Genomic DNA, 24,846 nt, shown 5'->3' on the forward strand with positions numbered 1-24,846 from the left:
CTCATATATGATAATTTTCGTTGAAATCGCCGACGGTGGGGCGTCATCGCAACTCTAGCATCGGGCCGCACGAAATCCGCGGCAAGCCGACCGCACGACGACACCCTTTCCCGGTCATTCCACCAGCCTAACGAAGGTGCAATCCATGTCGAGTGAAATCAAGCTTCTGCAGACCGGCACGCGCATGAGCCAGGTCGTGACCGCGCTCGCCTGACACCGGCGCCACGCGTGGCGAGGAGACTCCTGATGAAGTTCGATACGCTCGTCCTGGGCGGCGGCATGATCGGCGTGTCCGTGGCCGTTCACCTGCAACAGCGCGGCCTGTCGGTCGCGCTCGTCGACCGCAAGGCGCCCGGCAACGAAACCTCGTTCGGCAACGCCGGGTTGATCCAGCGCGAAGGCGTGTACCCGTACGCGTTTCCGCGCGGCTTCGGCGCGCTGCTCAAGTACGCATGCAACCGCTCGCCCGACGTCCGCTATCACGTCGCGGCGCTGCCGAAGCTCATGCCGTTCCTGTACCGCTACTGGCGCTACTCGCATCCGGCGCGCCACGCGGAGATCGCGCGCGCGTACGCACCGCTCATCGAGCATTGCGTGACCGAGCACCGCGCGCTGATCGACGCGGCGGGCGCGCGTGCGCTGCTGCGCGAAGGCGGCTGGCTGAAGGTGTTCCGCAGCGCCGCGACGCGCGACGCCGAAACCCGCAATGCCGAGCGCTGGCGTGCCGAATACGGCGTGACGTTCGACACGCTCGACGCGGCCGCGCTGCGCGACGCGGAGCCGTTCCTGAGCCGCGCACTGATCGGCGCGGTGCGCTACACGGGCTCCAATTCGATCAGTGATCCGAACGGACTCGTCACCGCGTATGCGCGCCATTTCGAGCGGCTCGGCGGCCGCATCGTGACGGGCGACGCGCTGACGCTCACGGCCGGAAACGGCTGGCGCGTCGATACCGCGCACGGCCCGCTCGACGCGCACGCGGCGGTCGTCGCGCTCGGGCCCTGGTCGGACCTGCTGTGCGAGCGGCTCGGCTACCGGCTGCCGCTCGCGGTCAAGCGCGGCTATCACATGCACTACGCGGCGCAGCCGGGCGCGCGGCTGAACCAGCCGGTGCTCGACGCCGACAGCGGCTTCCTGATCACGCCGATGACGCGCGGCATCCGCCTGACGACGGGCGTCGAGCTCGGCTACCGCGACACGCCGCCGACGCCGACGCAGCTCGCGGCCGTCGAACCGGTGGCGCGCGCGTTATTTCCACTCGGCGCGCGCGTCGACGGCGCGCCGTGGCTCGGCCGCCGTCCGTGCACGCCGGACATGCTGCCCGTCATCGGCGCGGCCCCGCGTCACAAGGATCTGTGGTTCGCGTTCGGCCATGCGCATCACGGCTTCACGCTCGGGCCCGTGACAGGCCGGCTGATCGCCGACCTGATGACGGGCACGCCCACGTTCGTCGACCCGACGCCGTTCCGGGTCGAGCGTTTTTTGCACGGCCGCTGAACCTGGCGCCGTGCAATGCAGCAGGGCGAGCCGCGGACACAATCCCGGCTGCCCGTCCAGCGGCCGACCCATCCGGCGGACCGTGACGATCAATGACTGGAGACAACATGCAACAACACACGATGCGGCGCGACCTCAGTTCGCGCCAGATCTCGTTCATGGCCCTCGGCATGGCCATCGGCGTCGGCCTGTTCCTCGGCTCGGCGTCCGCGATCAAGGCGACCGGGCCCGGCGCGCTCGTCGCGTACCTGATCGGCGGCGCGATGATCTTCCTGATCATGCGCGCGCTCGGCGAGATGGCCGTGCACCGGCCGGTGGCCGGCTCGTTCGGCGCATACGCATTTGAATACCTCGGGCCGTTCGCCGGCTACGTGGTCGGCTGGACCTACTGGCTGCTCATGGTCGGCGTCGGCGTCGCGGAGTCCACCGCGGTCGGCATCTACATGGGGTTCTGGCTTCCGGAAGTGCCGCAGTGGATCTGGGTCGTATCGTCGATCGCCGCGATTGCCGGCTTCAACCTGTTCAACGTGAAGGTGTATGGCGAGCTGGAGTTCTGGTTCGCGCTCGTCAAGGTCGCGACGATCCTGCTGATGATCGCGGGCGGTGCGCTGATCGTGTTCACGGGGCTCGGCCATCACGGCGTGCCGGTCGGGCTGTCGAACCTGTGGCGCCACGGCGGCGTGTTCCCGCATGGCGTGCTCGGGCTCGTGAGCGCGCTGCCGATTGTCGCGTATTCGTTCGCGGGCGTCGAGATGATCGGCATTACCGCGGGCGAGGCGCGCGAGCCGCAGAAGGTGATTCCGCGCGCGATCAATTCGGTGCTGTGGCGGATCCTGATCTTCTATGTCGGCGCGCTGTTCATCATCATGGCGCTGTATCCGTGGAACGAGCTCGGCACGCATGGCAGCCCGTTCGTGACGACGTTCGAGTCGCTCGGGCTCCGGCAGGCGGCGGGTGTCGTCAACTTCGTCGTCGTGACGGCCGCGCTGTCGAGCTTCAACTGCGTCGTGTTCAGCGGCGCGCGCATGCTCGTGAGCCTCGCGGAAAACGGCCTCGCGCCCGCGTCGGTCACGGCGCTGAGCGCGGGCGGCTCGCCGCGGCGCGCAGTGGGCGCGACCGTGCTGTGCATGTCGGTCGGCGTATTCATGAATTACGTGATTCCCGAGCGCGTGTTCGGCTGGCTGATGTCGCTGCTGTCGTTCGACGTGGTCGTGATCTGGGCGATGATCATCCTGACCCACATGCGGTTTCGGCGCGTGATGGCCGCGCGCGGCATCACGTCGAATTTCCGCATGCCGTGCGCGGGCGTCACGTCGTGGGTCTGCCTGGTGTTCGTCGCGTTCGTGTTCGTGATGCTGGGCGTCGACCCGTCGACGCGCGGCTCGCTGGTGGTCGGCGCCGCGCAGATCGTCGTGATGTCGGCGATCTACCTGCGCTCGCGCGGCCTGCAGGCGGCGGCGCAGTCGACGCGGATCGCGCTCGAGGCCGAGCGCGTGTGATGTAGGAGGGGAAGGGAGGGTGTGGGGAAACGGGGTAATCGGGCGGCCCGGCGTCGCCCGCCACACCCAACCCGCATCATGCGTCGCAGTACCGCTGGGCAGGCGCTGCGCGTGACGTCGCGCCGATCAACAGCGCGAAATCAACGAACGGCAATCAATACCGCGACAACTGGCTGCCGTTGATCTGCACGCGATCGCCGGGCCGCAGGTCGCCGGGCGCCGGCACGTTGAACGTGCGCATCGAGCCGTCACTGACCTGCACGTCGATCCGGTAGCTGCTCGGCGGTTGCGACGCGCCCATCTGCTGGCCGATCTGGTTGCCCGCGACCGCGCCGCCGAGCGCGCCGATCACGGTTGCCGCGTCGCGGCCGTGACCGCGGCCGACCTGGTTGCCGAGCACGCCGCCGATCAGCGCGCCGACCACGGTGCCGGCGACACCCGACGGGCCGACGGAGCTGCTGACCGGCTGGATGTTCGTGATCGTGCCGTATTGCGTGCCGTACGGGCTGGCGTACTGCTGCTGGTTGCCGTACTGCGAGTCATACGGCGACGGCGCCTGGTTCGGGTACGCAGGCTGTTGGTACGCCGGCTGCTGCTGCACGTAACCCGGTTGCGCATAGGCAGGCTGCGCGGGCTGCGAATAGGCCGGCGTCGCGTACTGCTGCTGCGGATAGCCCTGTGCGCCGTACGGGGCATAGCCCGGCGCGACGCAGGCGGTCAGCGGGAGCGCCGCCACGGCGACGAGCGAGGCGAACAGGACGGTCTTCGTGGAGGGCATGCGCATCATGGTGTTTCCTGCATCGGCAACGTGTTCGCCGAGGGGATCAACGGATGGGTGGCGAACTGGGCGTGAGTATAAGGAATGGCCGAACGCGCGTCCGGAGCGGCCCGGTAACAACGTGTAAAGTCTGTTGCCGCGTAAATCGGGGGCTGCACGGCCGGCGGGACAGGGATCGACGGGGATCTTCGGGGGGCGGCTCCACGTGTCAGCCGCGCATCGCAAAATCGAATGCGCGGCATCGCGACATTTAATTGGTGCCGCCCACCGGGGTCCGATATCGTGACCGGATTCCTCACTTACGGTCGCCCGGCGCCGCCTGCGTTACTCCTCCTGTCCGCATCGGCGTGGCGCTGCGACCGCCTCACATTCCCAGACATGACCGATCGCCTCTTCATCAACGCCGTCGCACCGAATGGCCAACCCGTCAACCTCGCCGTCAGCGACGGACGCTTCGTCGCGATTGGCGCCGATTGCGCGCCCGCGCCCGGCGTCGAGACGATCGACCTCGACGGACGCGTCGTGCTGCCCGGCTTCGTCGACGGCCACATCCATCTCGACAAGAGCTTCGTCGGCGATCGCTGGGTGCCGCACGAACCCGTCGCGACGCTGCGCGATCGCCTCGCGGTCGAGAAGCGGCTGCTCGCGGCCGCGCCGCCGATGGTCGAGCGCGCGAACGCGCTGATCGCGCAGGCGGCCGCGTTCGGCACCGTCGCGATGCGCAGCCACGTCGACGTCGACGCGACGACCGGCCTCGCGAACCTGCACGCGGTGATGGCCGCGCGCGAGCAGTGGCGCGGGATCGTCGACATCGAGCTGGTCGCATTCCCGCAGGCCGGCGTCGTGTCGTGCCCGGGCACCGCGGCGATCCTCGACGCGGCCGTGCGCGAAGGCGCGGACGTGGTCGGCGGGATCGACCCGATGACGCTCGACGGTGACGCGGACGGGCAGCTCGACATCCTGTTCGGCATCGCCGAGAAGCGCGGCGCGAAGCTCGACATCCACCTGCACGAGCCGGCACAGACCGGCATCGCGCAACTGCTGCGGATCGCGGCGCGTACGCGTGCGGCGGGGCTCGGCGGACGCGTCGCGGTGAGCCATGCGTATGCGCTCGGCGAAGTGCCGTCCGGCGACATCGAACGCACGGCGGCGGCGCTCGCCGAAGCAGGTGTCGCGATCATGACGAACGCGCCGGGCGACTGCGCGTTTCCGCCGGTGCGGCAACTTCGCGCGGCCGGCGTGCACGTGTTCACCGGCAACGACAACATCCGCGACGCGTGGTGGCCGTACGGCAACGGCGACATGCTGCAGCGCGCGATGCTGGTCGGCTATCGCTCGGGCTTCTATACCGACGACGAACTCGCGATCGCGCTCGACATGGCGACGCATGCCGGCGCGCGCGTGATTGGCAAGGACAACTACGGGCTCGCGGTCGGCTGCGACGCGACCTTCGTCGCGGTGCGCGCGCCGAACGCGGCGGCGGCGGTCGCGGGCGTGCCGGCGGAACGCTGGGTCGTGCGGCGCGGCGTAAGCGACGCGGGCGCGCCGCTCGCACCGGCGCTGCGTTTCGCGCGATGATGCAACGGGGCCGGCCGCTGCCGTGTGTCGGCCCTGTCATTCGGACCCATCGTTCAGACAAATGGATACGCGCATGACCAGCCTGCTGATCCGCAACCTCCGCACGGGCGCCGGCGACGCGCTCGACATCCTGATCGACGGCGAGCGCATCGCGCGGGTCGGCCCGGCGCTCGACGACACCGTCTTGCCGGCCGGCTGCGCGGTAGAGGATGGCGCGGGCGCACTCGTGCTGCCCGGTCTCGTCGAAGGCCACACGCACCTCGACAAGACGCACTGGGGAATGCCGTGGTACCGCAACGAAGTCGGCCCGCGCCTCGTCGACCGCATCGAGAACGAGCGGCGCTGGCGCGCGGCGAACGGCCATGACGCCGGCGCGCAGTCGCTCGCGCTCGCTCGCGCGTTCCTCGCGGCCGGCACGACGCGGCTGCGCACGCACGTCGACATCGACACCGACGCGGGGCTGCGCCATCTGCATGGCGTGCTCGCCACGCGCGAGACGTTGCGCGGGCAGATGGAGATCCAGATCGTCGCGTTTCCGCAATCGGGCGTGCTCAAGCGGCCCGGCACCGACGCATTGCTCGCCGACGCGCTGCGCGCGGGCGCCGACCTGCTCGGCGGGCTCGACCCGTGCGCGATCGAAGGCGATCCGGCCGAGGCGGTCGACGTGCTGTTCGGGATCGCCGACCGCTTCGGGCGCGGGCTCGACATCCATCTGCACGAACCGTCGACGATGGGCGCGTTCTCGCTCGACCTGATCCTGCAGCGCACGGCCGCGCTCGGGATGCAGGGGAAGGTGACGATCAGCCACGGGTTCTGCCTCGGCGACATCGGCGAGCGCGCGCGCGACGCGCTGCTCGCGCGGATGGCCGAACTCGGCGTCGCGCTCGTCACGACCGCGCCGGCGTCGGTCGCGGTGCCGCCGCTCGCCGCATGCCGCGCGGCGGGCGTGACGGTTGTCGGCGGCAACGACGGGATCCGCGATACGTGGTCGCCGTACGGTTCGCCCGACATGCTCGAGCGCGCGATGCTGATCGGCATGCGCAACGACTTCCGCCGCGACGACGCGCTCGAACTCGCGCTCGACTGCGTGACGCACAGCGGCGCGCGCGGCTGCGGGTTCGCGGATTACGGGCTGCAACCGGGCAGCCGCGCGGACCTCGTGCTCGTCGATGCGCTGACGCCCGCCGAGGCGGTCGTCGCGCGGCCGGTGCGCAAGCTCGTGGTGTCGTCGGGGAAGATCGTCGCGCGCGGCGGCGTGCTGGCCTGAACGCGGGCGGGCTGCTTCGAAGCGCGCTTGCTCACCCGATTGCTCGCATTCTCATGTGCGCAACGCGGGCGGTTGTCCGGCGTGCATGCGTTGCGGCGTACCGGCCCCTGCCCGGTGAGCCTGATACGCGCGGTGATCCCGCATACGCGCAGCTTGGGCCGACGCCCCGGATTACCGCCGCTCGCGCTCCAGCATCGTAGCGAGCGCTTTCGTCAGCGCCTTGACCATCGGGTCGGCGGTCGGCCGGTGCAGGATCGCGATGTCCATGTTCTCGATCGGCGCGAACCCTTGCTTCGCCGTCAGCACGACGTGCTCGGCCGTGACCACGCGCGCGGGCAGCACGCTGATGCCGAGCCCGTCGGCGACCGCGGCCTGGATGCCGCTCAGGCTCGACGTCGTAAAGCTGATCCGCCAGCGGCGGCCGCGTTCCTCGATCGCCTTGATCATGTCGTCGCGATACAGCCCGCGCGGCGGAAACGCGACGATCGGCACCGGGTCGAGATCGATCGTCGGATGCTTCGCGCTGTCGATCCATTTCAATTTCTCCGGCCAGCGCACGACTGCCTCGCGGCTGTCGCGACGCTGCTTGATCAGCACGAGATCGAGATCGCCGTGATCGTACGCGGCGCTGATGTCGCGGCTCAGCCCGCACGTCACCTCGAGCTTCACCTGCGGATGCTCGCGCTTGAACGCCGCGAGCGCGTGCGTCGTGCGGCCCGCCGCGAAATCGTCGGGCACGCCGAGGCGGATCGTTACCGCAACGGTCGCGCCCGACAGCGCCTCGAGCATCTCGTCGTTGAGCGCTAGCATCCGTCGCGCATAGCTGAGCACCGTCACGCCCGCGTCGGTCGGCCGCACGTCGCGCGTGCCGCGATCGAGCAGCCGGTGGCCCGCGATTTCCTCCAGGCGCCGCACTTTCTGGCTGACGGTCGATTGCGTCGAATGCAGCCGCGCGGACGCCGTCGTGAAACTGCCGCAATCGGCGACCATCACGATCGCCCGCAGCAGGTCGAGGTCGAACAGGGGTCTATTCATTTTTCCACTTCTGCGGTTTCGAGCATTTCAATTTCCGATACGTTCCGCGACTTTTAACATGCGCCGACGTGGCGGGCAATTGTTGTTTCGCCGGGGAGGATGCTGCGTGTGGGTCGTGCAATTGCTCGTCTGCGCGTGCGGATGTGAACCTCGCGGATATGAATGGCAAGACGCCGCTGCAATATGCTCGGAGCGGTTTTGGGTCAATTGCTGTCTAGGATGCCCATCAAAATCAGAGCCAGGCCGCGATGCAGACTGCTTCGCGTTTGACCTGTATAGACATCCATCCGCAATGAGTATCGGGAGAAACGCGCGTTGTCGCGTGCACGCATCGCGCGGGGTAAACACCGAGAATTTGTCGGATATCTCGGGAAATTCCACGCGAAATGGCGAGATGCCAGTTATTCGCCCACTGCTCTCCAGTACGAATACCCCGCTCGGCTCACCCCGTTCCCCCCACCGCTTGCGCTCAAAAATTGAGCGGTCTAGACTGCATCCCGGCTTCATCGAAAAACAAGCTGTTCGCGTGCCGCGCGGGCCTTCCGCGCGGCGCTCCCCACCGGACGCCAGGGCGGCCGCCCGCCGCGTCGAGACCCTGAAGGACATGCCATGAACCGGACTGCAAAGCTTCTCGTCACCGCGCTGGCGTTCGCGCCGCTTGTTTCGTTCGCCCAGGACACGACGACGATCCGCTGGGGCATCGACCCTACGTACCCTCCGTTCGAGGCGAAGCAGCCGGACGGCTCGCTCGCCGGCTTCGACATCGACCTGCGCAATGCGATCTGCGAGCAGCTGCGTGCGAAATGCGTGTGGGTCGAGCAGGGCTTCGACGGGATGATTCCGGCGCTGCGCGCGCGCAAGTTCGACGTGATCATGTCCGCGATGACGGCAACGGATGAGCGACTCAAGCAGATCGACTTCTCGAACAAGCTGTACGCGTCGCCGGGCGCGCTCGTCGCGCCGGCCGGCTCGAAGCTGCTGCCGACCGTGGCGTCGCTCGCGGGCAAGCGCATCGGCATCGACCAGGGCACGACGCAGGAGGCGTATGCGAAGGCCGAGTGGGCGCCGAAGGGCGTGACGATCGTGTCGTATCAGAACCAGGACCAGGTGTACCAGGATCTCGTCAACGGCCGCCTCGACGCGACGTTCCAGGACAAGACGCAGGCCGGCTATTCGTTCCTCAAGACGCCGCGCGGCAAGGGCTTCGCGTTCGCGGGCCCCGACGTGACGGACGTGCGCATCACCGGCTACGGCGTCGCGATGGGGCTGCGCAAGGGCGACGCCGACATGAAGAACCGCCTGAACACGGCGATCGCCGCGATCCGCGCGAACGGCACGTATCAGAAGATCGCCGCGAAGTATTTCGATTTCGACATCTACGGCGCGAAGCCGTGATGACGTGATCCCACGATTCCATGATTCAACCCATCGACAGGCAAGCCATGACCATGAGTATCCGAGACCGCGTCGCGAAGGCCGTCACGCCCGAGCTGATCGACGCGTTTCGCGCGGAAGGCGCGGTATGTATCAAGGGAATCTTCTCGCCGGACGAGATCGCGGCGCTGAAGGCCGGCATCGACGCGAACCTCGCGACCCCGAGCACCCGTTCGAAGGTTGCGAGCCGGCCTGACGATCCGGGCTGGTTCTTCGAGGATTTCTGCAACTGGCAGCACAACGACGCATACCGCGACTTCATCGTGCGTTCGCCCGCGCCGTCCGTCGCGGCCGCGCTGATGGGCGTCGACACGGTGCGGCTCCATCACGACCACCTGCTCGTCAAGGAGCCCGGCACGCGGCAGCGCACGCCGTGGCACCAGGACCAGCCGTACTACAACATCGAAGGCAACGACAACGTCAGCATGTGGATTCCGGTCGATCCGGTGCCGCTCGAATCGACGCTCGAATTCATCGCCGGCTCGCATCGCGGCCCGTGGCTGATGCCGCGCACGTTCATGGACAAGGAAGCGAAGTGGTTTCCGGAAGGCAGCCTCGCCGACCTGCCGGACATCGAAGCGGACCGCGCCGCGTTTCCGATCCGGCACTGGGCGCTGGAGCCGGGCGACATGGTGTGCTTCCAGATGCTGACGCTGCATGCGTCGGGTGGCACGCAGAACCGCCGGCGCGCGTTCTCGATCCGCTTCGTCGGCGACGATATCCGCCATGCGCCGCGGCGCTGGAAGACGTCGCCGGACTTCCCCGGCCTCGCCGACGAACTGCCGGACGGCGCGCCGCTCGCGCATCCGCTGTTCCCGGTCGTGTGGTCGAAGGACGCAGGGCAGGTCGCGGCGATCTGAACGTACGGCACGCCGCGTGCGTGTCGCGGCGCCTGTTCCGGTGCGGAACAGGCGCCGTCGTCGTGGTTTACGTGCGGATCGGTATGAACCGATTCGACGGCGCGCGGAAGTGGGTCACGCCTGCCGGTGTCCGGCGCCCGGCTTGAACCGCGAACCGAGCCGGTAACGGTTGCCCGGATGCAGGAAGTGCACGAACGTGACGGGCAGGCCGTTCGTCCAGGTGCGGCGCGTGAGCGTCAGGCACGGCTCGTCGGCGCGCATGTCGAGCAGCCTCGCCTGTTCGCTCGACGGCAGAGATGCGTCGACGACGTGCTCGATCTCCAGTTCGTAGTGCGACACATTGTTGTACAGGTATTCCGACGGCGGCTCGGTCTGGAAGTCCTGGTCGATGAAGCCGGGCGCGGCCTCGGGATTCACGTAGCGATCCTCGAGCTGGATCGGCCGGCCGTTTTCCTCGTGCACGCAAATCACGTGAAAGACCGGCGTGTTGACCGGCAGGCCGAACGCGGCCGCGACGTCGAACGACGCGGGCTCGCGCGACCGGCTGAGCACGCGGCAGCGGTATTCGTGGCCGCGCGCGCGAATCTCGTCGCGGATGTGCGCGATCATCAGCAGGTTCGATTGCGGCTTGTCCTCGGCGACGAACGTGCCGACGCCCGCGATGCGCTTCAGCGCGCCTTCGTCGGTCAGTTCGCGCAGCGCGCGGTTCACCGTCATACGCGCGACGCCGAACTGCGCGGCGAGATCGAGTTCGGACGGAATGCGGTCCCCCGGGTGCCAGTCGCCGGATTCGATTTTCTGGCGAACGCGCGTCTTGATCTGCTGGAATGGCGCGGTGGTCTTCTTGACCATCGGGAGATCCTTCGGGGGAATGTGATCGGGAGATTTTATCCCGGTTCAACCCGCAGGCAGTTCCCGCACGTCCGCGGTCGGCACTGTTCCGAACGCATCTGAGAGCGCGTAGTCGATCAGCTGTCGCGCGGCTGCCTCCGGCGTCGCCAGCGCGCCGCTCGCCTTCAGCTGGTCGAACTTCTCGCGCGATGGGAAATTGTCAGTGCTGGTCGAACGGATCGTCGCCTGCATGCCCGTATCGACGACACCCGGCGCGACGCTGCAGATGCGCAGCCCGCGCATCGCATCCAGCGCGACCGCGCGCGCGTGATGGTCGAGCGCGGCCTTGGTCGCGCAGTAGATGCTCCAGCCTGCGTACGCGTTGCGCGCCGCGCCGCTCGACACGTGCAGGATGCGGCGGTCGTCAGCATCGGGCGCGGCCTTCGCAAGCGCGGCCGACAGCATCAGCGGCGTCGCGACGTTCAGGCTGACGGCACGCGCGATCGCTGCCGGGTCCTGCATGTCGAGCGGACCGATCGGCTCGACGGTGCCGGCGTTGTTGAACAGCAGCACGGTCGATGCGCCGTCGACGAAATTGCGCAGCGCGTCGCCGGCCAGCCACGCTTCGACGCGCGCGGGGTCCGACAGATCGAGTTCGACTTCGGCGAAGCGCTCGCCGCCCTGCGCGCCGAGCGACGGATGACGGCTGCGTGACATGCCGAGCACGGCGACGCCTCGCTGCAGCAGCAGCTCGGCGAGCGCGGCGCCGAGGCCGCGCGTATGGCCGGTAACGATTGCGCGGACGTTCAGGGAAGAGGAAGGCGTGTTGACCATGGCGACGGGAAAACGGACGGGCGTTGAACGACGATGTGGATGCGTGTCGGGCTGCGCGAGGGCGACGCCGGGTGGTCGTCGCTCCCGGTTCGCCTGGCGACGCGCGGGGGCGTCGGGGAGGATCGATCGCAGCAGCCGGCTTGCTGGAAGCGGTTGCCGCGACGCGCCGCAACAGCGCGAATGAAGCGGTATCGTAGCGCCGGCGGTCGCGTTGCGCAAATGCCTTCACCGGCCCGATCCGGGTGGGTGCCGAGCGGTCGCGGACACGCGTGCGCTGCCGCTTGCCGGTCGGATGTCGCCGGTTCGTCTGCGAACGCGCGGGTCGTCGGAGTATCGTGTGCGATATGTGGCGAGACCCGGCGGCAAGACCCGGCGGCAAGACCCAGCGGCGAGACCCGGCGGCGAGACCCGGCGGCAAGACCCGGCGGCAAGACCCGGACGTCGATATCGAATCGCTCAGGGGAATACCGTTTCGCGCACGACCGTGCGTCGACGTGTCCCGATCTCCTCGGTTGCGGCACCGGCTATCATATCGATCGACCCGCCCGGCAGCGCCGGCGGGTCGCGATCCGCATCCCCTTCACCTGCTGCACGCCGCGACACCACCCGACTCATGAACACCACGCCTGCCACGCCTACGCCACGCCCCCTCCGTGAACTGACGCCGCTCGAGGCGCGCATCCTCGGCGTGCTGGTCGAGAAACAGCACACGGTGCCCGATACGTACCCGCTGTCGCTGAACGCACTGACCTCGGGCTGCAACCAGAAAACCGCACGCTCGCCGGTGATGAACGTCACCGAAGCCGAGGTGACGACTGCGCTCGATTCGTTGAAGCACCTGAGCATCGTGATGGAAGGCAGCAGCAGCCGCGTGCCGCGCTTCGAGCACAACATGAACCGCGTGCTCGGCGTGCCGAGCCAGGCGATCGCGCTGCTGACGATCCTGCTGCTGCGCGGCCCGCAAACGGCCGCCGAGCTGCGTTTGAACACCGCACGCCTGCACGGCTTCGCGGACATCTCGTCGGTCGAGGCGTTCCTGGAGGAGCTCGCGACGCGCGAGCCGCCGCTCGTCGTCCGGCTGTCGCGCGCGCCGGGCGCGCGAGAGAATCGCTGGATGCACCTGATGTGCGGCGAAGTGAGCGCCAGCGACTTCGCGGGGCAGGACGAGGGCGGCGCGGATTCCGTGCCGCCGTCGGAATTCGAAGCGCTGAAGGCCGAGCAGAAGCGCCTCGCGGACGAGGTTGCGCGGCTCAACGCGCTCGTTCAGAGGATGGCTACCGAACTCGGGATCGACGTCGAATCGTCGGGGGAGTCGTCCTGAGCGAAGTCGCGACGGGCGAGTGCCATAATCCAGCGTAACCCCATACCCGAAGTCCCCCGGAGATCATCATGCAGAACCTCGACAATCCTTCACACGATCGCGAGGTAGGCGTTGCCGACGCGACGCAGGACACCACGCGCATCGACGACGTCCGCATCGGCGCCGTCCGGCCGCTGATTTCGCCGGCGCTGCTGCAGGACGAGCTGCCGGTGCCGGCCGCGACGCAGACGCTCGTCGAGAACACCCGCCGCGCGATCGGCGACATCCTGCACGGCCGCGACGACCGCCTGCTGATCGTCGTCGGCCCGTGCTCGATCCACGATCACGACCAGGCGATCGACTATGCGCACCGGCTGAAGGTTGCCGCCGATGCGCTGAAGGACGACCTGCTGATCACGATGCGCGTCTACTTCGAGAAGCCGCGCACGACGGTCGGGTGGAAGGGCTACATCAACGATCCGCGGCTCGACGGCAGCTTCCGCATTAACGAAGGCCTGCGCGCAGCGCGGCAGTTGCTGCTCGACGTCAATGCGCTCGGGCTGCCCGCCGCGACCGAGTTTCTCGACCTGTTGAGCCCGCAATACATCGCGGACCTGATCGCGTGGGGCGCGATCGGCGCGCGCACGACCGAGAGCCAGAGCCACCGGCAGCTCGCGTCGGGGCTGAGCTGCCCGATCGGGTTCAAGAATGGCACCGACGGCGGCGTGCAAGTCGCATCGGACGCGATCGTTGCGGCGCGCGCGAGCCATGCATTCATGGGAATGACGAAGATGGGGATGGCCGCGATCTTCGAGACGCGCGGCAACGACGACGCGCACGTGATCCTGCGCGGCGGCAAGAACGGCCCGAATTACGACGCGGAGCACGTCGAGGCGAGCTGCGCGGTGTTGCGCAAGGCCGGGTTGCGCGAACAGGTGATGGTCGATTGCTCGCATGCGAACTCGAACAAGTCGCATGAGCGCCAGATCGATGTTGCGCAGGATCTCGCGCAGCAGTTGTCGCAGGGCGAGCACCGGGTCGTCGGCGTGATGGTCGAGAGCAATCTCGAGGCGGGGCGGCAGGATCTGAAGCCCGGTGTGCCGTTGAAGTATGGCGTGTCGATTACCGATGCATGCCTGAGCTGGACGCAAACGGAGCCGGTGCTCGATGTGCTGGCCGAGGCGGTCAGGCATCGGCGGGTTTATTCGCGGAACGCGTGAGGCGGCTCGCGCGAAGTCGCAAGGCATATCGACGCCGACGTTGATCTTCATTCGGTTCGGCACGCCACCGCGCCATGCAGCCTGATGGCAGCCCTTCTCGACTGGCGCTACCATGACACCCGTGTTGCGCGGACCGACGTGTCCATCCGGGCCCGTCACGCGCACACACAGCGGCGGCGCGGCCGGCCGCCGCTGCATCGACGAAGCGCGGGGTGCTCACCGATTCGCCACCGCACCTGCGCCGCTTCGCTCCCGGCACCAACAACAACCCAACCGGAGTGCAATCAGCATGGCTTTCACCAAGACAATCGTCGCAGCCGCCGTTCTCGTATCGAGCATCAGCGCGCATGCACAGATCGCGGGCGCCCAGCCGCTCAGCGTCACCGTCGAACAATCGCAGGCGCTGCTCGAAGGCTGGAGCGTGAAGAAGAGCGTGCTCGGCAAGGCCGTGTACAACGACCAGAACCAGAAGGTCGGCACGATCCGCGACCTGATCGTCGCGCCGGACGGCTCGATCTCGGCGGCGATCGTGTCGGCCGGCGGCTTCCTGGGCGTCGCCGCCCATGACGTCGCGGTGCCGATCGCGTCGCTCGACGTGCGCAACGGCAACATCTACCTGCCGGGCGCGACGAAGGACGCGCTGAAGGCAACGCCGGCGTTCCAGTACGCGAAGGTGCCGTCGCCGCCGAAGCCTAAGCAGACCGACGAAAAGCATTGACCCGCGCGTGATGCGCACGGCCCGGTGCGCAATGCACCGGGCGTATAGAGCCGTCTCCGATGACGGCGCCGGCATCCTGCGTGCGGTCCCGATCGAATGCCGAACGTCGCGCATGTGCGCGCGGTGGGGCGATCGCAGTGCAACATTGCACGCACGGGATGCGTGCCGCGTTGAATGATCCCGTTGCCGGCCATCGAACGGATCGGATGAAATCGCACGATCGGCATCGACGCGTGCCGGCGATCGAACGCGCCGACGGTCAGGTCTTGCGCAGCTCACCGGCTCACAGCGGGTGTGCCGCGCCAGCCTGCGACACCAGCGACACCGCGGCCGGATCGGGCATGCCGTTCGTGTCGATCGCGCCTGCCTTCGCGAGCGCGCCGAGATCGCTGTCGACGCCCTGTTGCCCGACGACGAACGGCGTCGTCAGGAACGCCGGCACCGTCAGCGTCACCGCATAGTGCTGCTGGAGCGTCGTGACGACGGCCGCTTGCGCGCCCTGTACGTCGCTCTGGTTTTCCAGCACCTGCTGGAAATGCGAAACGCCGGGCAGATTGGTGATCAGGTCGGCGGTCGTCGTGCCGAGTTGCGCGGCGAGATAGACGATTATCAGCTCGGTTTCGGGCGTTGTATTGAAGGTGCCGCCTGCGTACGCGAGCGAATGCAGCGTCGTGCCACTGGACGTCACGGTGAGGACGCACGGGAGCGTCGCGTCGAACGTCATGCTGTAGTTCCCGCCGCCGTCCGACAGCGCCGAGCCCCGGCCTTGCGCGCAGTTCGCGGTGACGGTCGCGCTCGCGAGTGCCCGGCCGGTCGCCGTCGTGCCGGACACGGTGACGGACTGCATCCCGTTGTTGTTGTTGTTGAAGCAGTTGTCGAAGCCGAAGCAGGCGTCGCCGCCGCACGAGGACAGCATCGCCAGCGCACCGACGCAAAGCGCGCCCAGCGCGGGGCGGACGAAGCACGCAACGTGAGGGTTCATGGCCGCGGGTGTCGATGGACAGGGGGGAACGGGCAGGTTCCGCACCAGGAAGCCTGCGCCTTGCTCAATTCTAGGTTCTATTCCCGCAAAACGCTGGCCGGATGGCGCCCGATCGACCGCCGACCGCCGACCGCCGCCCACCGCCCACCGCCCACCGCCCACCGCCCACCGCCCACCGCCCACCGCCCACCGCCCACCGCCCACCGCCCACCGCCCACCGCCCACCGCCCACCGCCCACCACCCACCACCCACCGCCCACCGCCCACCGCCCACCGCCCACCGCCCACCGCCGGCCACCGGCGCACAGCGAACAGCGAACAGCGTACGTAGTTCTACGTAGCCCCGCGTACGTAGTTATGCGCTTGTAAGCCTGACCCTGGTCACGGAATACTACGAACCCACCACACCGGCCGTTGCACGCCGGTGCCCGGCGCAATGCCGCTACGGGCGCGCGGCGGCCCAGCCGCGCGCGATGTCGATAACGAAACCTCTCAGTATGGGACCGGAGCAAGCGCTGACGCGCCCACCCGGTAGACAGGAGACAACATGAATCGGGCTTCCAGCACCCTGATCTGGATTGCGGTCGCGCTATTGGGCGCGTTCGCGTTCGGCACCATCGCACTCGCGCACGGCGAGCGCGTCAGCGCCCTCTGGATCGTGATCGCCGCAGTCTGCGTGTATCTGATCGCGTATCGCTTCTACAGCCGCTTCATCGCCAGCAAGGTCATGCAGCTCGACGGGCTGCGGATGACGCCGGCCGTCCGGCACAACGACGGCCTCGACTACGTGCCGACCAACAAGTACGTGCTGTTCGGCCACCACTTCGCCGCGATCGCCGGCGCCGGGCCGCTCGTCGGCCCGGTGCTCGCCGCGCAGATGGGCTACACGCCCGGCATGCTGTGGATCCTGGCCGGCGTCGTGTTTGCCGGCGCGGTGCAGGACTTCATCGTGCTGTTCATCTCGACGCGCCGCGACGGCCGCTCGCTCGGCGATCTCGTCAAGATGGAGCTTGGCACGGTGCCCGGCGTGATCGCGCTGTTCGGCGCGTTCCTGATCATGGTGATCATCCTCGCGGTGCTCGCGCTGATCGTCGTGAAAGCGCTGACCAACTCGCCGTGGGGCACGTTCACCGTCGCCGCGACGATTCCGATCGCGCTGTTCATGGGCGTCTACACGCGCTACATCCGTCCGGGCCGCATCGGCGAAGTGTCGATCATCGGCTTCGTCGGGCTGATGGCGGCGATCGCGTTCGGGCAGAACGTCAGCGCGTCGCCGACGCTCGCCGCATGGTTCACGTTCAACGGCACGCAGCTCACGTGGATCCTGATCGGCTACGGCTTCGTCGCATCGGTGCTGCCGGTGTGGCTGCTGCTCGCGCCGCGCGACTACCTGTCGACGTTCCTGAAGATCGGCACGATCGCCGGTCTCGCGATCGGCATCCTGATCGTCGCGCCGGAACTGAAGATGCCGGCGCTGACGAAGTTCGTCGACGGCACGGGTCCCGTGTGGTCGGGCAACCTGTTCCCGTTCCTGTTCATCACGATCGCGTGCGGCGCGGTGTCGGGCTTCCACGCGCTGATCTCGTCGGGCACGACGCCGAAGCTGCTCGACAACGAAACCAACGCGCGCTTCATCGGTTATGGCGCAATGCTGATGGAATCGTTCGTCGCGATCATGGCGCTCGTCGCCGCGTGCGTGATCGAGCCGGGCATCTACTTCGCGATGAATGCGCCGGCCGCCGTGCTCGGCTCGACGCCGGAAGCGGTCGCGAACACCGTCACGCAATGGGGCTTCGTGCTGACGCCGGACATGCTCACGCAAACCGCGAAGGCCGTCGGCGAGACGACGATCATCGCGCGCGCGGGCGGCGCGCCGACGCTGGCGGTCGGCATGGCGCACATCCTGCACCAGGTGATCGGCGGCGAAGCGATGATGGCGTTCTGGTATCACTTCGCGATCCTGTTCGAAGCGCTGTTCATCCTGACGGCCGTCGACGCGGGCACGCGCGCGGGCCGCTTCATGCTGCAGGACCTGCTCGGCACGTTCCACCCGGCGTTGAAGCGCACCGAGTCGCTGCCGGCCAACCTGATCGCGACGGCGCTGTGCGTCGCGGCGTGGGGCTACTTCCTGTATCAGGGCGTGGTCGATCCGCTCGGCGGCATCAATACGCTGTGGCCGCTGTTCGGCATCTCGAACCAGATGCTCGCGGCGATCGCGCTGGTGCTCGGCACGGTCGTGCTGTTCAAGATGAAGCGCGAGCGCTATGCGTGGGTCACGCTCGTGCCGACCGTGTGGCTGCTGATCTGCACGCTGACGGCCGGCTGGCAGAAGGTGTTCGACGCGAACCCGAAGGTGAGCTTCCTCGCGCATGCCGCGAAGCTGCAGGCCGCGGTGGACGAAGGCAAGGTGCTCGCGCCGGCGAAGTCGATCGCGCAGATGAAGCGGATCATCGTCAACGACTACATCGACGCAGCGCTCGCCGGGCTGTTCATCCTGGTCGTGGTGAGCATCGCCGTGTACGGCGTGCTCGCGATCCTGCGCGCGCGCCGCGAGTCGAAGCCGACCGTGCGCGAGACGCCGTACGAAGCGTTGCCGGCAGCGCAGGCGCTCGGCAGCGGACGCTGACGGGAGGCCGCGATGTTCAGCGATCTCGGCAGCGACCTGCGCAGCGCAGGACGCTACCTCGGGCAGGCGTTGCGGCTGATGGTCGGCCTGCCCGACTACGATACCTACGTCGCGCACATGCGCGCCACGCATCCGGACCGCGAACCGATGACGTACGAGGAGTTTTTCCGCGAACGTCAGAATGCAAGGTACGGGTCGGGAGCAGGGAAGTGCTGCTGAGCTGAACCGGCAAGGCGGTTCGGCGATGAACGAAAGAGCGTCGTGACGTGCGTCACGGCGCTTTTTCTTTTTCCGGCGGGTGGGGCTCGCGCGTCGCTTCGTCGTCACGGCGTCGAGCTTGATCTGCCCTCAACCCGGCATCGTTCCATGCTGAGTATCATATGAGTTATTTCCCCCGAAGAACCCGCGCAGGAGGATGGCGTCGTGCATGTCGGTGAGCGTTTCAACAGCATTACCCATCTCGTCGGCGCGGTGCTGTCGGTGGCGGGGCTGGCAACACTGGTGACGATGGGCGCGCTCGCGGGCGACGCTTACAAGGTGGTGAGTTTCAGCGTTTACGGCGCGATGCTCTGCGTGCTCTATGCGATCTCGACGCTTTACCACAGCGTGCGCAAACCGCGTCTGAAAGCGATTCTGCAGAAATGCGACCATTCGGCGATCTACCTGCTGATTGCCGGCAGCTATACGCCATTCACACTCGTCACGCTGCGCGGGCCCTGGGGCTGGTCGCTGTTCGGCGTGAGCTGGGGGCTTGCCGCGTTCGGCATCGTGCAGGAACTCACCCTCGGGCGGCGCACACGCATCGTTTCGATGGTGCTGTATGTGCTGATGGGCTGGCTGGCGCTCGTTGCCGTCCGTCCGTTGATTCATGCGTTGCCGCCCGTCGGAACCGCGTGGCTCGTGGCGGGGGGCGTCATCTACAGCGCCGGCATTTACTTCTTCATCAACGACGAGCGCATCCGTCACGGGCATGGCATCTGGCACCTGTTCGTTCTGGCGGGCAGCCTGTGTCAGTTCGTCAGCGTGGCGCTGTATGTCGCGTGACAGGCGTCGTGCGACACGTGATGCTTGCCCGTGATGCGTGATGCGTGCCGCCGGTCGTCAGCAGGCTCGCGACCGTCAATGTGCACGCGTTCACGATCCACTGCCGCCCGGCGACACGGCCGTCGAGCGCGCGGTTCGATCCGGCGCCCGTCATCGCGGGTCCTGCTTCCGCGCAGCAGCCAGCAGCGACTGGAAACCGACCCATCCCCAATAGACCCGATGATGGACGATCATTCCATCGTCGATGTCCATGACCTCGACGAGATCGACCTGGTCGCCATCCGGCGTTTCGCGCGGATACTCCCACGTCAGTTGCCGGCCGTTCGAGAAGAAGATGCCCGTCCGGTACCAGCGCCCGAGGCTGTTCGGCAGCTTCCGCAGTCCCGCGTCGAAAAAGTCGCGGATGGCCGGTTTGCCGCGGAGCACGCCGCTGCCGTGGTCGGGCATCGTGACGACGACCAGCGGCGTTTCGAGCACGGCGTGGTCCGCGTACAGAGACATCAGCCCGTCGAGGTCGCGCGCGACGACGGTGGCGTGCCATTGCTCGTAGATGTGGTGGATGTTGGCGTCTGACTGGATTTTCATCGGGCGTGCCTGTGCTGTGACCGGGAATGAAAATCCACTATAGCGACGTGATGCCTGCGGAAGTTTCACCGCAAACGGAAACGTGGATGTCGCGGCGCGGCCGACCGCATCGGTGACCACGAGCGTCCGGCTGTGCGCTTCGAATGGCGCAGTGTCAGCCGCGCGATGCGGCGAGTGTTATCCGGCCAGCGCCGCCAGGTTCAACGTATGCGACTTCCCGATCCACACCGCCGAATCGCGATGGTCGCGCAGGTCGTCGCCGGTATTCGGATGCAGGAAGATGTCGAGCGCGCCGTGGTTCAGCACGAGCCACGGCACGATCTCGGCAAAGCGTGCCGCGTCGAACGCGATCTGATACGACCACGCCGGATGCGGCCCGACCAGGCGCTCGTGAAAACGGCCGAGTTCGACGATCGCGCCGAACCGTTCGTCGACGATCTGACGAAAGGCCCAGGCCGCGTCGCGGCTCGCGGCGTCGAAGTAGACGTGCGCGTGCCAGTTGTCGATGGGGGGGGTGTCGATGACAGACATGGACTTGCTCGAATGGATGGATGAGGACGTGCAGCCGCCGTGCGTGGCGGCCGATGCGCCATTATCGCGCGTCCGTGTCGGGCACGTCGTGCCGCCAATCGTGTGCGAACAGGTATCGCTTGTCGCGCGTCAGAACGTGACGACATTTGCGACATCGTTCAGCGTGATCCGACGATGCGAATCAGCCGTCGATTGCACGTTTTCTGAGTTCGATCGCACCACGCGAGCATCGAGCTTGTCTCGAAGCGGAGCGCGTGCTCGATGCATTCGGCCGTCACGCGTCATGGCATGGCGTCCGGAAAAGCTCGGAAAAAGAAAAGGGTGCGACGGAACGATTCCGTTGCACCCTTTCGTGCGGCCGATTGGCCGGGGTCGATGCGCGCGGCGCTGACCGCCGTGCGCATCGCGCGCCTGCTTACGCCGCCGCTGCCGGCTTAGCCGGCTTCTGCAGCTTGCCCTTGCCGGCGCGCTGGATTTCCTCGAGCTTGATCTCTACGTGGCGCGAGAACACGTACTCGGCCGGACGCTGCTTGTCGATCGGAATGTCCGGCGCGAATGCGCCGTCGGTCTTGATACCCTTCCGGCTCACGGCGAACGCCTTCAGCGGATGCGCGATCGTGTCCAGCACGGCGGTCGCCTCGAAGCCGCAGTGGACCATGCAGTCCGCGCACTTCTCGTAGTTGCCGACGCCGTAGTTGTCCCAGTTCGTGTCTTCCATCAGTTCCTTGAAGGTCTTCACGTAACCTTCGCCGACCAGATAGCACGGCTTCTGCCAGCCGAACACCGTACGCGCCGGGTTGCCCCACGGCGTGCACTTGTAGGTCTGGTTGCCGGCCAGGAAGTCGAGGAACAGCGACGACTGGCTGAACGACCAGCGCTTGCCGCCTTCGCCGCGCTTCAGGATTTCGCGGAACAGGTTCTTCGTCTTGTCGCGGTTCAGGAAGTGCTGCTGGTCCGGCGCGCGCTCGTACGCATAGCCCGGCGACACGGTGATGCCGTCGACGCCGATCGGCTTCAGCGTATCGAAGAACTTCGCGACGCGTTCAGGGATCGCATCGTTGAACAGCGTGCAGTTGATGTTCACGCGGAAGCCGCGGCGCTTCGCTTCCTTGATCGCCGCGACCGCCTTGTCGTACACGCCTTCCTGCGACACGGAATGATCGTGCATGTCCTTGTCGCCGTCGAGGTGGACCGACCAGACGAAGTACGGGTTCGGCTGGTAGTCGTCCATCTTCTTTTCCATCAGCAGCGCGTTCGTGCACAGGTACACGAACTTCTTGCGCTTCATGATGCCCTTGACGATTTCCGGCATCTCCTTGTGGAGCAGCGGCTCGCCGCCGGCGATCGACACGATGGGCGCGCCGCACTCGTCGACGGCCTGCAGGCACTCTTCGACCGACAGGCGCTGGTTCAGGATCGGATCCGGATAATCGATCTTGCCGCAGCCGTTGCATGCGAGGTTGCAGCGGAACAGCGGCTCGAGCATCAGCGCGAGCGGATACCGTTTGTTGCCGGACAGGTGTTGGCGCATGATGTATGCGCCGACGCGGACTTGCTGGAGCAGCGGAATAGACAAGAGATGTCCTCCTTAAACTTCGCGGGCGATAGCTTGCGTGAGCTTCGCCGGCAGCTTGAATTCGACTTTTTCTTCACGGCCCGCCATCGTCGTGACCTCGACGGGCCCCAGCGCGCGCAGCGCGCCGATCACATCCTCGACCATCTCTTCGGGTGCCGACGCGCCGGCGGTGAGCCCCACCGTCTGCGCGTTCGCGAACCATTCGGCCTTCACTTCGGAGCCGTCGGCGACGAGATAGCTCGGCACGCCGCTTTCGGTGCCGATCTCGCGCAGGCGGTTCGAGTTCGAGCTGTTGGTCGCACCGACCACGAGCAGCACGTCGACCTGCGCGCTCAGCTCGCGCACCGCCGCCTGGCGGTTCTGCGTCGCGTAGCAGATGTCGCGCGTGTCCGGCCCGACGATGTCGGTGAAGCGGCGTTGCAGTGCCTCGATGATGCCGCGCGTGTCGTCGACCGACAGCGTCGTCTGAGTGACGTACGCGACCGGCGTGTCGACCGGCAGCGTCAGCGTGTCGACCTCGGCCTCGCTCTGGACGAGCACCACCTCGCCCGGAATCTGGCCGATCGTGCCTTCGACTTCCGGATGGCCCGCATGGCCGATCAGGATCAGCCGGCGGCCCGCCGCGACGTACTGGCGGCCTTGCACGTGCACTTTCGTGACGAGCGGGCAGGTCGCGTCGAGCACGTCGAGCCCGCGTGCTTCCGCATCGTGTTCGACCGTCTGGGCGACACCGTGCGCGCTGAAGATCGCGACAGCGCCGTGCGGCACCTCGTCGAGTTCCTCAACGAATCGTGCCCCTTTATTACGCAGATTTTCGACGACGTGCCGGTTATGGACGATTTCATGGCGCACATAAACCGGCGCACCGTGCTGTTGCAGCGCGCGATCGACGATCTCGATCGCGCGGACAACCCCCGCACAAAAACCGCGGGGCTGGGCAAGGATGACTCGCATAGGCAAGCGAACTCCGACGACAGACGCGGGGTTCGAGAGCGCCGGCAAGCCAGCTGCTTCGATCGTCCCGACTAATGTTATGAATGCAGGAACGAACCGGCACCCCGAATTAATCGCGCATTTTAACTCTATCGGCCCGTCCTTGCTTCGGTGGTGTTTCTTCTCGTTGCAATCTCGGGACGGCTCGCGTCGGCGCCCGCGCGCCCGGAACCCAGTAAACTACGCGGTTTCGCGGGCTTCCCCCCCGGGGGCCCGACGTCGAGCACATTTGAAGGCCTGTCGATGACCGTCGCTTCCTACGCGTATTGCCCCGCCGTGCCGCGCCCGCGGCCGGCCGCCGGCGCCCTTGCCGGTGTTTCAAACCCGACCCCGATTGCGGCGTCAGCCGGCGCGGCGGCCGGCGCACGGCGGGAGGCACGCCGATGATGCTGCCGATCGTGTTCCTGCTGTCCTGCCTGTCGCTGTTGATCTGGATCGTCCTGCTCGTCGCGCGCGGCGGGTTCTGGCGCGCGCAGCCGGCGCGGCCGTTGCCGCCCGACGCGCGCGGCGCCGCCGCCGAGGCCGGCTGGCCGGCCGTCGTCGCGGTCGTGCCGGCCCGCAACGAAGCCGACGTGATCGCCCGCGCGGCGACGTCGCTGCTCGAGCAGGACTATCCGGGCGACTTTCATCTGATCATTGTCGACGACCACAGCGACGACGGCACCGCCAACGCGGCCCGCGCGGCGGCGCTCGCGATCAATCGCGCGGACCGGCTGACGGTGCTCGCTGCGAAACCGCTGCCGGCCGGCTGGTCGGGCAAGGTCTGGGCGCAGTCGCAAGGGATCGCCGCGGTGGGCACGCTCGGCCTGCCGGCCGACTACCTGCTGCTGACGGATGCCGACATCGGCCATCCGTCCGACGCCGTCGCCCAGCTCGTCACGCGCGCGCAGGCCGAGCATCGCGATCTCGTGTCGCTGATGGTGCGGCTGCGCTGCGATTCGTTCTGGGAAAAGGCGCTGATCCCGGCGTTCGTGTTCTTCTTCGCGAAGCTCTACCCGTTCTCGTGGATCAACGATCCGCGCAACAAGACGGCGGGCGCCGCCGGCGGCTGCATGCTCGTGAAGCGCACGGCGCTCGAGGAAGCGGGCGGCATCGAGTCGATCCGCGGCGCGCTGATCGACGACTGCAGCCTCGCCGCGCAGATCAAGCACCGCGGCAGCGGCCGCCATCCGATCCGCCTCGATCTCGCTGACCGCAGCGTGTCGCTGCGCCCGTACGACAGCTGGCGCGACATCTGGAACATGATCGCGCGCACCGCGTTCACGCAGCTCCACTATTCGCCATGGCTGCTGGCCGGCACGTTGCTCGGGATGGCGATCATCTACCTGCTGCCGCCCGTCGCGGCGCTCGCGTACGGCGCGCGCGCGTGGCCGGCGTGGCTCGCGTGGGCGTCGATGTGCACCGCGTATGCGCCAATGCTGCGCTACTACCGGCGCTCGCCGTGGTGGGCGCCTGCGCTGCCGCTCGTCGCGGCGTTCTACGTCGGCGCGACCTTCGCGTCCGCGTGGCGCTACTGGCGCGGCAAGGGCGGCCAGTGGAAGGCGCGCGTGCAGGCGCCGGTGGAGCGCTGAGCGCGCTGGGCTTGTCCGCAGCCGGTCCGCGGCGCGGGCAGGCCCGATGCGAAAAAGGGCGGCCGCATGGCCGCCCTTCACAACGCC

22 protein-coding genes are annotated in these 24,846 nt (G+C 67.5%); 13 read left to right on the forward strand and 9 right to left on the reverse strand.

Features of this window, described 5'->3' with window-relative positions; all coding sequences use genetic code 11:
* The first annotated feature begins 246 nt into the window (after positions 1-246).
* Together ACV22Z_RS29505 and ACV22Z_RS29510 are read left to right on the forward strand one after the other, a co-directional pair.
* Positions 247-1,497: an NAD(P)/FAD-dependent oxidoreductase gene (locus tag ACV22Z_RS29505; RefSeq protein ID WP_448079780.1), complete on the forward strand. Its 1,251-nt coding sequence runs from the start codon at positions 247-249 to the stop codon at positions 1,495-1,497.
* 107 nt (positions 1,498-1,604) lie between these two features.
* A complete protein-coding gene (locus ACV22Z_RS29510; RefSeq protein WP_448079781.1) occupies positions 1,605-2,996 on the forward strand; it encodes an amino acid permease in 1,392 nt (463 codons plus the stop codon).
* Positions 2,997-3,150: 154 nt separating this feature from the next.
* On the opposite strand, the gene ACV22Z_RS29515 is transcribed toward ACV22Z_RS29510, so the two are convergent.
* Positions 3,151-3,783 (reverse strand): glycine zipper 2TM domain-containing protein, encoded by a 633-nt coding sequence (locus ACV22Z_RS29515; RefSeq protein ID WP_448079782.1) that lies wholly within the window; start codon positions 3,781-3,783, stop codon positions 3,151-3,153.
* A gap of 369 nt (positions 3,784-4,152) precedes the next feature.
* Here ACV22Z_RS29515 and ACV22Z_RS29520 point away from each other — a divergent pair, with 369 nt between their 5' ends.
* Entirely contained in the window at positions 4,153-5,352 is a 1,200-nt protein-coding gene (locus ACV22Z_RS29520) for an amidohydrolase family protein (protein WP_448079783.1), read from the forward strand.
* Between the two features lie 73 nt (positions 5,353-5,425).
* Positions 5,426-6,619 carry an amidohydrolase family protein gene (locus ACV22Z_RS29525; RefSeq protein ID WP_448079784.1) on the forward strand — a complete coding sequence of 398 codons (1,194 nt, stop codon included), beginning with the start codon at positions 5,426-5,428 and terminating at the stop codon, positions 6,617-6,619.
* 171 nt (positions 6,620-6,790) lie between these two features.
* On the opposite strand, the gene ACV22Z_RS29530 is transcribed toward ACV22Z_RS29525, so the two are convergent.
* A complete protein-coding gene (locus ACV22Z_RS29530; protein ID WP_448079785.1) occupies positions 6,791-7,654 on the reverse strand; it encodes a LysR family transcriptional regulator in 864 nt (287 codons plus the stop codon).
* A gap of 609 nt (positions 7,655-8,263) precedes the next feature.
* Between ACV22Z_RS29530 and ACV22Z_RS29535 the strand changes: the two genes are divergently transcribed.
* Complete coding sequence (locus ACV22Z_RS29535) at positions 8,264-9,049, forward strand: ABC transporter substrate-binding protein (protein ID WP_448079786.1); 786 nt, start codon at positions 8,264-8,266, stop codon at positions 9,047-9,049.
* Between the two features lie 47 nt (positions 9,050-9,096).
* Complete coding sequence (locus ACV22Z_RS29540; RefSeq protein ID WP_448079787.1) at positions 9,097-9,948, forward strand: phytanoyl-CoA dioxygenase family protein; 852 nt, start codon at positions 9,097-9,099, stop codon at positions 9,946-9,948.
* Between the two features lie 114 nt (positions 9,949-10,062).
* Here ACV22Z_RS29540 and hutC read toward each other — a convergent pair whose 3' ends face one another.
* Together hutC and ACV22Z_RS29550 are read right to left on the reverse strand one after the other, a co-directional pair.
* Positions 10,063-10,800 (reverse strand): histidine utilization repressor, encoded by a 738-nt coding sequence (hutC, locus tag ACV22Z_RS29545; protein ID WP_448079788.1) that lies wholly within the window; start codon positions 10,798-10,800, stop codon positions 10,063-10,065.
* 45 nt (positions 10,801-10,845) lie between these two features.
* Complete coding sequence (locus ACV22Z_RS29550) at positions 10,846-11,613, reverse strand: SDR family oxidoreductase (RefSeq protein ID WP_448079789.1); 768 nt, start codon at positions 11,611-11,613, stop codon at positions 10,846-10,848.
* 613 nt (positions 11,614-12,226) lie between these two features.
* Here ACV22Z_RS29550 and ACV22Z_RS29555 point away from each other — a divergent pair.
* The 3 genes from ACV22Z_RS29555 (at position 12,227) to ACV22Z_RS29565 (ending at position 14,851) form a co-directional block, all read left to right on the forward strand.
* Positions 12,227-12,934 carry a YceH family protein gene (locus tag ACV22Z_RS29555; RefSeq protein WP_448079790.1) on the forward strand — a complete coding sequence of 236 codons (708 nt, stop codon included), beginning with the start codon at positions 12,227-12,229 and terminating at the stop codon, positions 12,932-12,934.
* A 68-nt stretch (positions 12,935-13,002) separates the two neighbouring features.
* A complete protein-coding gene (locus ACV22Z_RS29560) occupies positions 13,003-14,133 on the forward strand; it encodes a 3-deoxy-7-phosphoheptulonate synthase (RefSeq protein WP_448079791.1) in 1,131 nt (376 codons plus the stop codon).
* Between the two features lie 289 nt (positions 14,134-14,422).
* Complete coding sequence (locus tag ACV22Z_RS29565) at positions 14,423-14,851, forward strand: PRC-barrel domain-containing protein (RefSeq protein WP_448079792.1); 429 nt, start codon at positions 14,423-14,425, stop codon at positions 14,849-14,851.
* Between the two features lie 283 nt (positions 14,852-15,134).
* Here ACV22Z_RS29565 and ACV22Z_RS29570 read toward each other — a convergent pair whose 3' ends face one another.
* Positions 15,135-15,833: a hypothetical protein gene (locus ACV22Z_RS29570; RefSeq protein WP_448079793.1), complete on the reverse strand. Its 699-nt coding sequence runs from the start codon at positions 15,831-15,833 to the stop codon at positions 15,135-15,137.
* Positions 15,834-16,380: 547 nt separating this feature from the next.
* Here ACV22Z_RS29570 and ACV22Z_RS29575 point away from each other — a divergent pair.
* The 3 genes from ACV22Z_RS29575 to trhA all read left to right on the forward strand — a co-directional run bounded on the left by ACV22Z_RS29575 (position 16,381) and on the right by trhA (position 19,503).
* Positions 16,381-18,459, forward strand: coding sequence for a carbon starvation CstA family protein (locus ACV22Z_RS29575; RefSeq protein WP_448079794.1), 2,079 nt, complete (start codon positions 16,381-16,383; stop codon positions 18,457-18,459).
* A gap of 12 nt (positions 18,460-18,471) precedes the next feature.
* On the forward strand, positions 18,472-18,678 hold the full coding sequence (locus ACV22Z_RS29580) for a YbdD/YjiX family protein (protein WP_011353713.1): 207 nt from the start codon (positions 18,472-18,474) through the stop codon (positions 18,676-18,678).
* A gap of 204 nt (positions 18,679-18,882) precedes the next feature.
* Entirely contained in the window at positions 18,883-19,503 is a 621-nt protein-coding gene (gene trhA, locus ACV22Z_RS29585; RefSeq protein WP_448079795.1) for a PAQR family membrane homeostasis protein TrhA, read from the forward strand.
* Positions 19,504-19,653: 150 nt separating this feature from the next.
* Here the strand turns inward: trhA and ACV22Z_RS29590 are convergent, their stop codons facing one another.
* The 4 genes from ACV22Z_RS29590 to ispH all read right to left on the reverse strand — a co-directional run bounded on the left by ACV22Z_RS29590 (position 19,654) and on the right by ispH (position 23,149).
* Positions 19,654-20,088 carry a nuclear transport factor 2 family protein gene (locus ACV22Z_RS29590; RefSeq protein ID WP_448079828.1) on the reverse strand — a complete coding sequence of 145 codons (435 nt, stop codon included), beginning with the start codon at positions 20,086-20,088 and terminating at the stop codon, positions 19,654-19,656.
* 177 nt (positions 20,089-20,265) lie between these two features.
* Positions 20,266-20,619: a DOPA 4,5-dioxygenase family protein gene (locus ACV22Z_RS29595; protein WP_448079796.1), complete on the reverse strand. Its 354-nt coding sequence runs from the start codon at positions 20,617-20,619 to the stop codon at positions 20,266-20,268.
* A gap of 415 nt (positions 20,620-21,034) precedes the next feature.
* Positions 21,035-22,195, reverse strand: coding sequence for an adenosyl-hopene transferase HpnH (gene hpnH, locus ACV22Z_RS29600; protein WP_448079797.1), 1,161 nt, complete (start codon positions 22,193-22,195; stop codon positions 21,035-21,037).
* Positions 22,196-22,207: 12 nt separating this feature from the next.
* Positions 22,208-23,149 (reverse strand): 4-hydroxy-3-methylbut-2-enyl diphosphate reductase, encoded by a 942-nt coding sequence (ispH, locus tag ACV22Z_RS29605; protein ID WP_448079798.1) that lies wholly within the window; start codon positions 23,147-23,149, stop codon positions 22,208-22,210.
* A 422-nt stretch (positions 23,150-23,571) separates the two neighbouring features.
* Here ispH and ACV22Z_RS29610 point away from each other — a divergent pair, with 422 nt between their 5' ends.
* Entirely contained in the window at positions 23,572-24,759 is a 1,188-nt protein-coding gene (locus ACV22Z_RS29610; protein WP_448079799.1) for a glycosyltransferase, read from the forward strand.
* The last annotated feature ends 87 nt before the right edge of the window (positions 24,760-24,846 follow it).

This window comes from Burkholderia sp. PU8-34 (assembly GCF_053427725.1).